The sequence below is a fragment of the Photobacterium sp. GB-50 genome (genome assembly GCF_003026755.1).
Taxonomy (GTDB): Bacteria; Pseudomonadota; Gammaproteobacteria; order Enterobacterales; family Vibrionaceae; genus Photobacterium.
This window is the reverse complement of sequence record NZ_PYNX01000002.1, coordinates 116,141-130,660: the sequence shown is the minus strand read 5'-3', so window position 1 is coordinate 130,660 and position 14,520 is coordinate 116,141. Positions and strand designations below refer to the sequence as shown.

Sequence of the window (14,520 nt, the reverse complement as noted above, 5' to 3'; positions counted from 1 at the left end):
GGTTTGATATATGCTTAGTTTATTGATTTTCTTACCCATGGTAGCTGCACTACTTATCGGCTCAAGTTGCCGTAAGCTGCCATTTATTGCACGCTCCATGACATTAACCACACTCATTATTGAGTCAATGTTAGTAGCTTGGATATTTATCACCCATCAAGTTCATGGTTTTTCCATGACAGAAAGCCTCAACTGGATCCCTGACTTCGGCATTAAATATTTAGTCAGCATGGATGGGATCAGCTTAAGCCTGATTGGTTTAACCTGTACCTTGTTCATCGTTGCAATGCTTGTTGCTTGGCACCAAGTGAATCGTTGGCAGGCTTTTGGCCCACTAATGCTATTAACACTCAGTGGCATTATGGGGGCATTTCTTGCTCTTGATCTCATGCTCTTCTACGTATTTTGGGAACTTATGTTAATTCCCATTTACTTCATGTTGAGTTTCTGGGGCGGTAAAGATACCAAGCAAGCAGCATTAAAATTTGTTCTTGTGACCATCACAGGCTCTTTATTAATGCTTGTATCGCTTGTTGCTCTTTACATCATTAATGGTAACAACACAGGTGTATGGACATTTGATTACTTCTACTTAGCTTCCCATCCAATTACGGGTGAATTGGCTATTCCAGTTGTATGCGGATTCTTAATTGCCTTCTTAATTAAAATCCCAGGTTTCCCATTTCACTTTTGGGCGCCTGACACCTACCGCGAAGGGGCACCTGCGGTATCACTACTGCTATCTGGTGTTATGGCTAACGTCGGCGCATACGGTATCTTGCGTTTCTGTTTAGCTATCTTCCCTGAAGCAATGCATCAAATGATGTATATCGGTATGGCACTGGGTGCAATCGGTAGCTTATACGCCGCCCTACTCGCTTTCCGTCAAAAAGATCTCCGTAATGTGATTGCTTACTCAAGTATCAGTCACATGAACTTAGTGGTCTTAGCGATTTTTGCATGGCAACTTCAAGCATTGAATGGTGCAGTGATCCAATTAATTGCTCACGGTCTTTCAGTGGCAGGTCTGTTTGCCGTTGTACGTATGCTTCAAGCGCGCGGGTTTAGCGGTAAGTTTGATGAAATGAGCGGCTTATATAAAGTCCTCCCGGGTATTGGCGTCTTCCTACTATTTATTGTTGCTGCAAGTGTTGGTATTCCAGGATTAGGTAACTTTGCAGGTGAAATCTTACTCCTCGCAGGTAGTTTCTCTGTCTCACCTCTTTGGACAAGCTTGGCTGCATTCTCGATAGTGTTAGGTGTGGTTTACTTCTTAAGAGCCTATGGACTGGCATTCTTAGGGCCAATCTCTGACGACAATGAACAACGTAAATTAATCGATCTGACAGCACGAGAAAAGCTAACAGCATCCATCATTGTCATTGGGTTATTCTGGGTTGGCTTAGATCCGAACTATTTACTGCAACTTATGATGTCATCAACCAAAACACTGGCATCCATTCATTCGGGTTCATATTCATTGATTGAAGGGGTTATCAATGTCATCTCATGAGTTAATTAGTGCAATACCCTTTGCCATCCTTGGACTAGGTGCTTTAGGTGTCCTCCTGTTAGGTGTTCTGCCGGGTAAGAACAACCAACAACTCCCTTATATGGGATCGATTGTGGTGCTATTAGCGACCATGTTGTCAGTGGCTTCTTTATTCGGACACAGTGCGAATATTGAAAACTTTGTGGTTATTGATCATTTCACACTCGTTGCTTTTGAATTATTCGCAGCAGGAGGACTGGCAACCATATTACTGGCTAAAAACTACCCAGCCCTCAACAAGCATGTTGCAGAAGAGTTTTACGCCCTGATACTGATAGCTGTACTCGGTACATTTATCTTGGCCTCAGCAAGTAACTTGTTAGCAGCATTCCTAGGAATGGAAACCATTGCCATTCCAATGTTTGCACTCATCGCATGGAACCCTCAACGTAAAGGAGCCATCGAAGGAGGGCTTAAGTATGCTGTCACAGCCACTGTTGCTGCAGCATTCTTTATGTTTGGTATTGCACTGATCTATTTTGGTGCGGGCACTATCGTTATTAGTGAAATACCAAAAGCGCTCACCAGTGCTAACGCGATGCCGATGGTCGCATTGATCGGCTTTATGTTGCTATTTGTAGGCATATGCTTTGAACTGGCTTTAGCACCATTTCATAGCTGGCTGGCTGATACACTGCAAGCTTCACCTGCGCCTGTGATGGCATTTATTGGTAGTATCGCCAAAATTGCAATGCTGACATTTGTTATTCACTTCGTGATTCAAATTGAACCTATTTGGGATCAAATCTCGTTTGTACTTTGGGGCTTTGTGTTATTTAGCATTGTGTTTGGTAACCTATTGGCTTTCCGCCAAACCAATATCAAACGTATTCTGGCTTATTCATCCGTTGCCCACTTCGGCTACGCACTCATGGCACTAACCAGTGTGATCCCGAACAGTAGCGCCTCTTTATCAGAAGCGGTTCATGCTACCGCTTATTACGGACTGAGCTATGCCGTGATGAATCTGGTCGCGTTTGCTGTGATTGCAATGTTAAACAAACATAACCCAACGGGTGAATTAAAAGGTTATCGCGGTTTAGGTCGACGTTACCCACTCGCTGGTGTTGCAATGGCGATTGCTGTGCTTTCATTGGCGGGCGTCCCCCCTACTGCTGGCTTTTTTGCCAAGTTCTTCCTGTTCGCAAGTGTACTTGGCAACGGATATTTAGGCATGGTTGTACTCGCTGCATTAGCTTCTGCAGTCTCCGTATTTTACTACCTTCGTATCCTACTGGCCTTCTTCGCTAAAGAGGAATATCACCACCACAACCAATCTGCAAATGTTGAAAGTGTAGAGTTTGGTTCAACAGTGGTGATCAGTGTCGGTGCGTTTGCCACTATCGCATTGGGCATCTTTGCTCAAGAAGCACTTACTTATATGTTTTAACAAATGAGCAACCTCGCTGTACAAGCAGCGAGGTTCTTCATGTCTTCTCTTTATTTCTTTCAAGCTACACTTTCCTTATTTAATTAGCCCTATCCCTCACAAAATCCCTGCGAAAAAGCTCATCACTAAAAGTACAATCCTCTGCTATATCAACAAAAAATTAAATCTCATCTAGCCAAGCAGAATATAAAACTAATTAACGTTGATTTTTGATATTAAAAATCAAAACCTCCTTTAGAAGTAAAAAATGACATCAAAAACACAAGAAACATAAAAATAAAAAGTCATAAAAACCAAAATTTAAATAATAAAAAGACTCAAATACTACAATAACAAATAAAAACCAGTTATTAGAACCAAAAAACAACCATCAGAACAAACTATCAACTGTGACGAATATCTAATTTGGTTTTTAACACCAAAAACAAACGAAAAACTGGTTTCTTTTGTTGGTTATTAGTTAAAAAACAGTGACACATTTCAGGTTATTTTGTTTAACCTATTAATCATTCCAATAACAAGTAATAAACAAAACAACAGATATTAAGGCTTAAATTATGATCATTGGTATCCCTAAAGAAATCAAAACACATGAATATCGCGTAGGTATGATCCCAGCGTCAGTTAAAGAAGTGGTCTCTCATGGTCATCATGTTTTTGTCGAAACCAACGCAGGCACAGGTATTGGCTTTAGCGATCAAGACTACATTGATGCGGGTGCACAAATCCTAGCAACAGCATCTGATGTTTTTGCAAAAGCAGAAATGATTGTAAAAGTAAAAGAGCCTCAAGCTGTTGAGCGTGCGATGCTTCGCGAAGGGCAAATTCTATTTACTTACCTACACCTAGCCCCGGATCCAGAGCAAACGCATGATCTCATTAATAGCAAAGCCGTGTGTATTGCTTACGAAACCGTGACAGATAAAAACGGTCGTCTACCACTACTTGCACCAATGTCAGAAGTGGCTGGTCGCATGTCTATTCAAGCTGGCGCATTCGCATTAGAGAAGTCACGTGGTGGAAGTGGCATACTACTTGGTGGCGTACCAGGTGTTGAACCAGCAAAAGTTGTGATTATTGGTGGTGGTGTTGTAGGTGCAAATGCAGCACAAATGGCATTAGGTCTACAAGCTGATGTCACAGTTATTGACCGTAATATCGATGTACTTCGCCAACTAGATGTACAGTTCAACGGTAAACTAAAAACAGTTTACTCAACCAATGACTCAATTGAAAAACATGTGCTTGAAGCAGATCTTGTTATCGGTGGTGTGCTAGTCGTTGGTGCTGCGGCTCCGAAACTGGTTACTGCTGAAATGATCAAGAAGATGAAGCCAGGCGCTGCAATTGTCGATGTTGCTATCGACCAAGGTGGCTGTGTAGAAACATCCCATGCAACGACTCACAGCGAGCCTACCTACATTGTTGATGAGGTGGTTCACTACTGTGTTGCAAACATGCCAGGTGCGGTTGCTCGTACATCAGCTGTGGCACTAAACAATGTAACACTGCCTTACATTGTTAACCTTGCAAATAAAGGCTACAAAAAAGCGCTACAAGACGATAAGCACCTATTAAATGGCCTAAATGTTTACCGTGGACAAATCACTTGTGAGAGCGTAGCAACATCATTGGATTTACCTTACGTTGATGCAGACTCTGCTATCGCGTGATTCATAGCATTCCCCCCCTCCTCCTGCTGGTTATTTCATTCACTCCTCCAGCAGGAGTTTTTACGTCCTCAAAACCCCATTAACACAAAATATTAAACCATTAAAATCACACGCAGCAAAATAAAATCAAATAAAAATCTAAACAAACCAAAATATTAATGCGATCAAAGTAACAAGCATTCCTATTTAGAATACTGCAAAGATTACCAATTTGTTAACATTGTATTCGATATGAAAAAACCTATAACAAATACATTAACCAATAAGGTCAATCACATGTCGACTTCCAATAACATTGAAATATCCACCCACGCAGAACAAAAACTCACCCTCAATAAACACGATAAAACTTGGATCATAAGCTTATTTGGCACAGCCGTTGGCGCAGGGATATTATTCTTACCAATCAATATTGGTGTAAATGGTTTCTGGCCTTTGATCACTATAGCCTTGCTGGCAGGACCAATGACATTTTTGGCCCACCGTGGCTTGGCACGATTTATTTTATCGTCAAATAACTCGAAAGCTGAGTTTACTGATGTTGCCGAAGAACATTTTGGTCACCGCTTCGGTTTTCTGATCTCACTACTCTACTTCTTATCTATTTTTCCGATTTTAATGATTTATGGGGTGGGATTAACCAATACCGTTGAAAGCTTTATGGTGAATCAGATGGGTATGGCTACGCCATCGCGGGTGTTGCTATCTGGTGTTCTTGTCGCCCTCCTAATTGGAGTGATGACAGCCGGTGAAAAAACTGTATTACGTGCCTTTGAAGTGATTGTTTATCCATTAGTCTTCATCTTATTTGGGATCTCAGTTTATATGATCCCTAATTGGCAAATGCCAAACTTTGCCGATATGCCAGATGCAAAAACATTTACTCAAACCCTATGGCTCGCTATTCCTACCACTATTTTTGCATTCAGCCACACCGCTGCTATTTCTAGTTTTTCTGTTGCCCAAAAAAGACATTACGGAGAGCAGGCAGGTAAACGTGTCGACTTTATCTTAAAACACACATCGATGATGTTAATCACCTTTGTATTATTCTTCGTTTTCTCTTGTGCGCTCAGCTTAACCCCCGCTCAATTAGCCGAAGCTAAGGCACAAAACATTTCTATTTTGTCTTACCTTGCAAATGTGACTGGAAGTGGCTTGATTGGGTCATTTGGTCCCTTCATTGCTTGTATTGCTATCATCTCATCGTTCTTTGGTCACTTCCTTGGTGGACGAGAAAGTTTAAGCGGGATCATTGCCAAACATACCAACCTAAAACCTAACGTTGTTAATAAACTTACCATTGGTATTTTATTTTTCTCGGTATGGTATGCCGCAGTAAAGAATCCAAGTGTACTGGGTATTATGGAAACATTTTCAGGCCCTGTGATCGCCCTGATTTTATTTATTCTGCCGATGTATGCGATTAGAAATGTTGAATCAATGAAGAAATATCGCGGAAAGATAAGTAATATTTTCGTGACTGTTATCGGCTTAATTGCTATCTCAGCGATTCTATATAATTTGGTTTAGCTTAAAATAAAAAAGCCATCGCACTTACATACGATGGCTTTCAATATTCTTTTTACTGTACGTTTTTATTCAGCGTCAGCGTGACCATGGATACGGTGTTTAGTGACAAAGCCGACTAAGAAACACATCAAGAAGACAACCGCATACAAACCGTTCGCGGTAACTAATGCCGCATGTGTGCCAAAGTTCTCCACGATTGGGCTGGTTACCACAAAGGTCAACATAGTACCGATGGTGCCACAAAGTAAAATGAAGTTCACCAACTTCGGTGATGATGCTTTAGTCTGCTGTGAGCCTAGCGTAATAATAGATGTGTAAATCGCACTACTAAAGAAGCCAAGAATAGAGATCACATACAGTAATGTTTTGGCATCAGTATCTTTATTAAACCAATACATTAATACTGTCGCTAATGCCGATAACACCATGACAAGACGCTGTAAGTCGAACTTTTTCAAAATAGCACTGAAGATCCACATACCAACCATGTATGCGCCCCAGAAGTAACTGACTAAATGACCCGCATCGGTGATCGACATGCCCAAATCTTTAGTGGCATATTCAGGGATCCAAGAAACAAAACCTAGCTGACCAAGAATGTAGCATAAGGCCGCAATCGCTAAGAACACAACGCCTAAGCCCCATTTCTCTTTTTCAGGGATGACTTCAAATTCTTCTTCGTCTTTTTTACCCAGTACAGGGAATTCAGCAAATAACGTCAGCACAAAAATCGCTAGATAAATAATACCGATAGCCACATACACCCAGTACCACTGAAGATGATGAGCCAGAACCGCTGCAGAAATTATTGGGAAAATCATCCCTGCCATACTAAAAAATGAGTCTGTAAACAGTAGACGCGAGCCGCGTTGCTTACCTTCATAGATATGGGTGATCAAATAGGTACCAATTGACATGGTGATACCACTCACGACACCTAATACAAACATGCAGCCAGAGAAAATCGCGATACTATGCCCAAACATCAGCCCGAATATCGCCAAGACCATAAGACAAAAACCAAAGATGAGCTGGCGTTTTAACGGCACAATTTCCATCAACCATACATTAAGGAAGATGGAGATTAAGATACCTGTATTTAAAAAGGTAAAGGTGTTACTCATGCTTGATATTGGTAAGTTGAAGTACTTAGCAATATCCCCCATCACGATACCTGTGACGATAATCAATGAGCCTGTTAGCGCATATGATAAAAAACTAATCCATGTCAGGAGGTTGCGATTTGTGTTTGTCATTGCAAATCCTGAAAACGTTCTAATAGATAATAATATGATGAATGCTATCAATTCATATTACTCTTAATTGTGATTATACTCACAAAGAATATTCATTATGGGTTTTACTCCGATTAAACACCAATTTTTTCAGTTTTTATTCAGCCATCAATACACAACAGAGTGAGTATTAATCTAACTACTCAAACTATTTGCTGGTTAAAACTTACTCTTTGACTGCTATTACATTGCTAGCTACCATGATGGATTAGCTAAATACCATTCGACTGTTTTTCTTAAACCCGTTTCAAAACTCTCTTGCGGCGTCCAGCCAAGCTCTTGAGAAATTTTGGATGCATTAATCGCATAGCGTTTATCATGACCAGGACGATCATCCACATAAGTGATCAAATCACGGTATGCCTTAACCCCTTGCGGTTTATTAGGCACTAAGATCTCCAATACATCGCAGATAGCATGAACAACAGCAATATTGGTTTGTTCATTGTTACCACCAATATTATACGTCTCGCCGACTTTTCCCTTTTCCAGAACCGCCACTAACGCTTTAGCATGGTCATCAACATACAGCCAGTCACGCACTTGCTGACCGTTACCATAGATAGGGAGCGATTTTCCTGCTAAAGCATTTAAGATCACCACAGGGAGCAACTTTTCAGGGTATTGATACGCGCCATAATTGTTTGAACAATTTGTCACAATGACAGGCAAACCATAAGTGCGGTGCCACGCTCTGACTAAATGATCGCTCGATGCTTTCGAGGCTGAATAAGGGCTTGATGGCTGATAAGATGAGGTTTCAGTAAGCGGCTTCGCTTGTAGTGAAAGATCGCCATAAGCCTCATCGATTGATACATGAAGAAACCGAAACAGCTTACAACTCGTAAGATATGAAGCTCTGGAACTTCCCAATCGATGAGGTCTAATAAGGCATCACTGCTAAATTAGACGCTTACGAAGAAAAAAGAAGGTAGACACCATTATAGAATGCGTACATTAATAATTTTTTGGGCCGTTAATTGTGCTCATGGTTATTGTTACAGAAGAATTTAAATTTGATTATCCCTTTTCACTTTATCTCTTTTTATTGCGAGAGCTAAAAGACGTTAGTTCGCCGATGACATTACAGGATGAAAAACCCTTTTTAGACTATGTCGAACCTACATAGTATAGCTATTTTCTACTGAATTTTATAGCCGGAATGAGAAGTTGTGAAGTGCACGGTCTTAAACTTAAGCATACTGATTTTGATCATCGCTTAATTAAAGTCCGTCAAAATGTAATGTTTGCTAAAATTACCGATGTGAAAAAATCTAAATTTCGCTGCGATTTACCCATCAATGATATTTTATTATCGTCCCTTAAGCGTATTACCGCCACGTTAACCGAATCTGACGATTTTCTGTTTAACAAGGATAGTGGCGAGCCATTGGATAATCGCTATATTAGCAAACAAATGTGGTACCCGACACTAAAACGTGCAGGATTAAAAACACGTCCCCCTCATGAAACCTACTACTGTAGCAGCAGTACCGTATTTAGCGGCCCATTAAAATATACTCTATGTGTTTAATGCAATGCGCAATGCCGACAGTGCTTTTTCTGATTTAATGCGCTCTGTTGGAGTAGTTAAACTAGCGCAAAAAACAGCCCGATATTACTAATATCAGACTGTTTTTATTCGACTAAAAATAGTTACAATAAAACTATTTAGCGCCAAAACCAGTAAGCATTGTTCGAATAGTTTTAAAAACTATATTAACATCTAACCAAAAAGATAAATTCTTAATATAGTATAAATCGTAAGCTAATTTCACAGTCGTTGACTCTGTATCATCTGCATAACCTTGAACTACCTGAGCCCAGCCAGTGATACCAGGTTTAACCATATGACGATAACCATAAAACGGGATTTCTTGCTCAAATTGTTTTACAAAACTATCTTGCTCTGGTCTAGGTCCAATAAGAGACATATCGCCTTTCAAAACATTAAAAAATTGAGGTAGCTCATCAATACGAACTTTACGAATAACTTTACCTACTTTAGTGACACGGGCTTGTTCTTGTGTAGCAAACTTATCTTCACTACCAGCCTCTTTAATAGTCATACTGCGAAACTTGTAAATACGAAAAACATTACCACCTTGACCAACTCGTTCCTGTATAAACATAGCTGGTCCTGGGTTTTCTAATTTAATTAAGAATGCAGTGATCGCCATAATAGGCAAAGTGATAGGAAAAGATACAATTATAATTAACGATTCCCAAAAACGTTTAAACGTCATATAAAGTGGATTTGGTAGCAAAGTACCTATTGCATTCTCAGATAAATGTTCTGTCTGAACTTTACCTTCAAGCATCTCTTTAATACTTTCAGCATGGAACACAGAAATATTTGCCAAACTACAATCAGCAATAAACTTCTCTGACTCTGGAGTCAAATTTCTGTGTAAATCAACAACTAAACCACCTTTGACATCCTTAATGTTGTAAGGTTGTTTAAGTTCTATAACACGAACACGTCCTTTTTGATTAAGAGACTTAATATCGAAGTTTGGAATCGCAAATAATACTAAACGATGAGATTCTTGTCGAATAAGCGAAGTTATATAAAACCAGCAAAAAGAAATGATACCGCCATAAATTAAAACGCTACGAGAATAATCGACTCGAGTCAAAAATATTAAACTCATCGCCACCACAAAAACTGTAGTAACGACAGGTAAAATATAATATTTACGTTCAACTAATAGGTATGCTGATATTTTGGGTAAGACGATGGCACTGATTAGGTAACAACCAGATGTGATCCAAAAAGAATTTACAACTGTTTCTGGTTTGAATGGAAAAAGAACATTCAATATTGAAACAACAAAGAATATGCCAATCAAGTGGCAAATGTATGAGTTTGATAACAGTTTTTGAATTGGTTTTATGTTCATTTACATTTCTCTAGATAATTTATAGAAAAAATAACAAATAAAAGAGAAACTTACTTTCTACTAAATTTATTGAATAGCTTTTTCGTTATTTTTTTAGCCGTAAATAGTTTACTTATATGAACACCATGACTTTTCAATATCTCCCGCACTTCTTTATTCCCCTTTATTATAGCACCAAAACTTCTGGTACTTTCTCCTCCTGTCCTCATCGCTACTAAGTATTCATCAATAACACTATGTTTAAATTTATTTAAATAAAGGGCTCGAAATAAAAAATCATAATCGGATGATATCTTATAACATTCACTATATTCTCCAACATTATCATAGACGACTTTTTTTACAAATGTACTAGGATGAGGAGGTTGCCAGCCATCTAACCATTGACTTGAACACAAATAGTCAGAGCACTTATATACTCTTCCTTTAATATTCTTGTCTTCATCAAAATAATAAATGTGCCCACTAACAATGTCAGATGAATTAAATAAAAATTCATTTTTAACTCTATCGAGCACAAGCTCATGAGTATATAAATCATCAGAATTTAATATTGCAACGACTTCGCCACTAGCTAATTTTAGCCCTTTATTCATGGCATTATATAAACCATCATCTGGTTCAGATATATATTTAACACGAGGATCATTATAGCTTTTTATTATCTCTAAAGTATTATCTTTAGAACCACCGTCAATTATAATATACTCAAAATCAACACCTTTCTGACTAAGAACAGAGTCTATTGTTTCCGATATAGTCAAAGCAGAGTTATAAGATACAGTTACTATTGAAAAGTCCAACATCATCATCCCAAACAAGTAAGAAAGAATATACAATATTATTTTGTATATTCTTTACACTACAACACAAATTTATACTTGGATTATTTTAAATACATCTAATACTAATTTTTTAGCATAAGCCATATTGTGCGATTCAGCATAGCAACGAAGCTCCGGAGCATTACCTGATGGTCTTAAATGAAGAATATCATTACTCGATAATGTCATTCGTAATCCATCAGTTGTATCAATATCTATTACACCTAGATTTTCAAAACCTATTTTTGATAAAAACACTACAGGGTTTTCTTTTGCTTCACTGATAATAGCCGCACTTTTTTCTGTTGCAAAATTCTGAATACGATCACTGTGTGTAAAACGTTGCGGTAACGCATTAACTAATTCGTATATTGCCTTTTCTTTCGCTGCTGCTAATAGCATGAGAGCAGGTAAGACGGCATCACGTGTTGGTAAGGCTTTAATCGTTTTATCATTAATAATGGTGTCCGAGCCTAATAAAAATCCACCGTTGGCTTCAAAACCCGCTACTGAATCATATTGTTTGGCTAACGCATCAAATTCAGCAATCACGTAAGGTGAGCCTATTTTGGTACGTGTTACATGATTAAAACGCTCACAGCTTTCAATGGCAGTATTGCAACTTACAGGTACGGCCAGTGCTTCGATATTCATTGCATCAGCACACAGCAGGCCTAAAATATCACCACGTAACCAATCACCGTTTTCATCAGCGACCAATGGACGGTCACCATCACCATCGGTTGAAAATATAAAATCAAGATTATATTCTTTTGACCAGTTTTTTGCTTTTTGCTTGTCTGCGTCTGATACCGCTTCCGTATCAATCGGGACAAACTCATCACTGCGCTCTAGAGCAATGACTTCAGCACCTAATGCTTCAAACATCGGCGCATACAAGTCTCGCCCAGCACTGGAGTGCTCATAAATACCGATACGCTTGCCTGTCAGCATTTGACTATCAAACAAGGAAGTGTAGCGCTTAATATATTGACTTGCCGCTTTATCACTTACAGTTAAGATAGGCAAATCTGTAATAGCTTCAAATTCAGCCATAGCATTTAAAATAGCCTGCTCATCCGCTTTACTGATTTCACCATCCGGACGGTAAAACTTTAAACCATTACGATCAAAAGGAATGTGACTGCCCGTGACCATAATACAAGGGATATTATCTTGCATTGATACGAACGCTAGTGCGGGGGTTGGTACCACACCATAATAAATCACCTCAAGCCCTAACTGCTCAACCGCTTTGGCACATGCTTGTGCCATTGCAGGGCTACTTGGTCGATTATCAATCGCTATCGCAACTTTCTGAAATTCAAACTGTGATTGAATAGAAGTAATGAATGCATGAGTAAAAGCAGCACAAGCATTAACGGTGAACTGTTCAACTAACCCTCGAGCACCACTGGTACCAAATTGAATACCCGACTCTTTAATAACCTCTTTTGCCACTAGCACCTTTAATACCCCACTCCATAATTCTCAACACGCACCACATCATCTTCGGATAGATACGCGCCAGAACGTACTTCAATTAACTCTAAAGGAATTTGCCCAGGATTCGCTATCGAATGCGGAGAGCCGATAGGAATATACGTTGATTCATTTTCGGTCAGTAAATAGCTTTTATCGCCATTGATTACTTTAGCAGTCCCTTTCACGACTACCCAATGCTCAGCGCGGTGGTAGTGCATCTGAGTTGCAGTTCGCTCACCAGGTTTGACCATCACATGTTTAACGTGGAACCGGTCGCCTTCTGCGATTTCATCATGTGTTCCCCATGGGCGATACACTTCTCGGTGTTGCAAGTATTCATAGCGGTTGGCTTGTTTAAGCTGACCAACAATGCCTTTCACGTCTTGCACCTTATCTTTGTGCGCAACAAGTACCGCATCTTTAGTTTCAACGACTACCAAGTCTTCAACCCCAACCGTGGCAACTAACTTATCTTGTGAGTAGATATAGCTGTTAATAGTGTTTTCAACTAACACATCACCGCGCGTCGCATTGCCAGACGCATCTTTCTCATTGACTTCCCACAACGCCGACCAAGAGCCCACATCACTCCAGTTTGCATCCATAGGCACCACAACCGCATCTTGCGTTTTTTCCATTACAGCATAATCAATAGAGTCATCAGGGCATGTCATGAACGTTTTCTTTTCTAAGCGCGTGAAATCTAAGTCCACACTTGAATTGTCCATGGCTGCTTGACAAGCTTTTAAAATCTCAGGGGCATATTTTTCAAGTTCAGCTATGTAACGAGAGGCTTTAAAGAGAAACATACCGCTGTTCCAGTAATACTCACCGCTGGCAACATACGCTTTTGCAGTCTCTAATTGTGGCTTTTCAACAAAAGCATCCACACAATAAGCATCATTATCTAATGCCTCACCACGATGGATATAACCATAGCCCGTTTCTGGGTGTGTCGGCACAATACCAAAAGTGACAAGTTTGCCTTTTTCAGCCTCTGCTTTAGCGTGTTGGACTGACGCTAAAAAAGCATTGGTATCTTGAATGACATGGTCAGCCGCTAATACTAACAATAATGGATCTTCATCATTGGCTATAGCTTTAAGTGCGGCGAGAGCAATGGCTGGAGCGGTATTACGCCCAACTGGCTCTAAGATAATCCCACTATTATCCATACCGCCTTTGCGTAATTGCTCTGCCACAATAAAGCGATGCTCTTCATTACAAATCAATAATGGAGCTTGATGTTCAATACCATCAAGACGCTTAACCGTTTCCTGCAACATGGTTGCATTCGAGGTTAACGCTAAAAACTGTTTAGGATAAAGGGTACGGGATAACGGCCACAGGCGGCTACCTGAGCCGCCTGCCATGATTACAGGTAGAAGCATAATCCGTTCTTCTTTTGTTTAGAGAAAATAAAGCTTGGTATGACGATGAACATCGTCAGTATTCAGTAAGGTTGCCACATCAAACCATTGGTAGTGACCATGCTGCTCTTTGGGTAATTGCGTCAACGCTACATCAAGCTTTAGACGATATCCCAGTACAACGTAATGCGTGGTGAAGTCATCACCCGAGAAGTTATCATCATAAAAATGCTCAAACGGACCAATTAAGGTTGCATCAGACAATTGCAGCTCAACCCCTAACTCTTCTTTCGTTAATCGAGCAAATGCCGTCGCCAAGGTTTCGTCTTTTAATACGCGCCCACCAGGGACGAACCAATAACCTTGTGCTGGTTTATTGAGGCGCTGCCCAAGCAACACCTGACCTTCTGCATTTTCAACGATTAAATCAAGCGAAATAAGCGGGGTATGTGCCACAACGGTTTGGAATGTGTGTGTATCTAACCGTTGTGTCAT

11 protein-coding genes and 1 pseudogene are annotated in these 14,520 nt (G+C 39.8%); 5 read left to right on the top strand and 7 right to left on the bottom strand.

The features are described from left to right. Positions 1–10 precede the first annotated feature (10 nt). The 4 genes from C9J41_RS03315 to C9J41_RS03300 all read left to right on the top strand — a co-directional run bounded on the left by C9J41_RS03315 (position 11) and on the right by C9J41_RS03300 (position 6,148). On the top strand, positions 11–1,513 hold the full coding sequence (locus tag C9J41_RS03315) for a NuoM family protein (RefSeq protein WP_107294220.1): 1,503 nt from the start codon (positions 11–13) through the stop codon (positions 1,511–1,513). Continuing rightward, positions 1,500–2,942, top strand: a complete 1,443-nt coding sequence (locus C9J41_RS03310) for an NADH-quinone oxidoreductase subunit N (protein WP_107294219.1) — start codon at positions 1,500–1,502, stop codon at positions 2,940–2,942. The genes C9J41_RS03315 and C9J41_RS03310 overlap by 14 nt, the downstream gene beginning before the upstream one ends. Before the next feature lie 557 nt (positions 2,943–3,499). After that, on the top strand, positions 3,500–4,615 hold the full coding sequence (gene ald, locus C9J41_RS03305) for an alanine dehydrogenase (RefSeq protein WP_107206112.1): 1,116 nt from the start codon (positions 3,500–3,502) through the stop codon (positions 4,613–4,615). A gap of 276 nt (positions 4,616–4,891) precedes the next feature. After that, a complete protein-coding gene (locus C9J41_RS03300) occupies positions 4,892–6,148 on the top strand; it encodes an aromatic amino acid transport family protein (RefSeq protein ID WP_107294218.1) in 1,257 nt (418 codons plus the stop codon). Between the two features lie 65 nt (positions 6,149–6,213). On the opposite strand, the gene tsgA is transcribed toward C9J41_RS03300, so the two are convergent. Both tsgA and C9J41_RS03290 read right to left on the bottom strand, forming a co-directional pair. Continuing rightward, complete coding sequence (tsgA, locus tag C9J41_RS03295) at positions 6,214–7,404, bottom strand: MFS transporter TsgA (RefSeq protein WP_107245837.1); 1,191 nt, start codon at positions 7,402–7,404, stop codon at positions 6,214–6,216. Between the two features lie 234 nt (positions 7,405–7,638). After that, positions 7,639–8,316 (bottom strand): annotated as a pseudogene (locus C9J41_RS03290) (dTDP-glucose 4,6-dehydratase); the annotation flags it as partial. A gap of 271 nt (positions 8,317–8,587) precedes the next feature. Between C9J41_RS03290 and C9J41_RS03285 the strand changes: the two are divergent. Next, positions 8,588–8,977, top strand: a complete 390-nt coding sequence (locus C9J41_RS03285) for a tyrosine-type recombinase/integrase (protein ID WP_255418310.1) — start codon at positions 8,588–8,590, stop codon at positions 8,975–8,977. Between the two features lie 133 nt (positions 8,978–9,110). Here the strand turns inward: C9J41_RS03285 and C9J41_RS03280 are convergent, their stop codons facing one another. The 5 genes from C9J41_RS03280 to C9J41_RS03260 form a co-directional block, all read right to left on the bottom strand. Then, a complete protein-coding gene (locus tag C9J41_RS03280; protein ID WP_107294215.1) occupies positions 9,111–10,346 on the bottom strand; it encodes an exopolysaccharide biosynthesis polyprenyl glycosylphosphotransferase in 1,236 nt (411 codons plus the stop codon). A 50-nt stretch (positions 10,347–10,396) separates the two neighbouring features. Further along, the gene (locus tag C9J41_RS03275; RefSeq protein WP_146151672.1) at positions 10,397–11,158 is read right to left on the bottom strand and encodes a glycosyltransferase family 2 protein; all 762 of its coding nucleotides are present in this window, start codon (positions 11,156–11,158) and stop codon (positions 10,397–10,399) included. 63 nt (positions 11,159–11,221) lie between these two features. After that, on the bottom strand, positions 11,222–12,637 hold the full coding sequence (locus C9J41_RS03270) for a phosphomannomutase (protein WP_107294213.1): 1,416 nt from the start codon (positions 12,635–12,637) through the stop codon (positions 11,222–11,224). A gap of 2 nt (positions 12,638–12,639) precedes the next feature. Continuing rightward, the gene (locus C9J41_RS03265; protein ID WP_107294212.1) at positions 12,640–14,046 is read right to left on the bottom strand and encodes a mannose-1-phosphate guanylyltransferase/mannose-6-phosphate isomerase; all 1,407 of its coding nucleotides are present in this window, start codon (positions 14,044–14,046) and stop codon (positions 12,640–12,642) included. An 18-nt stretch (positions 14,047–14,064) separates the two neighbouring features. Continuing rightward, complete coding sequence (locus C9J41_RS03260; protein ID WP_107294211.1) at positions 14,065–14,520, bottom strand: GDP-mannose mannosyl hydrolase; 456 nt, start codon at positions 14,518–14,520, stop codon at positions 14,065–14,067.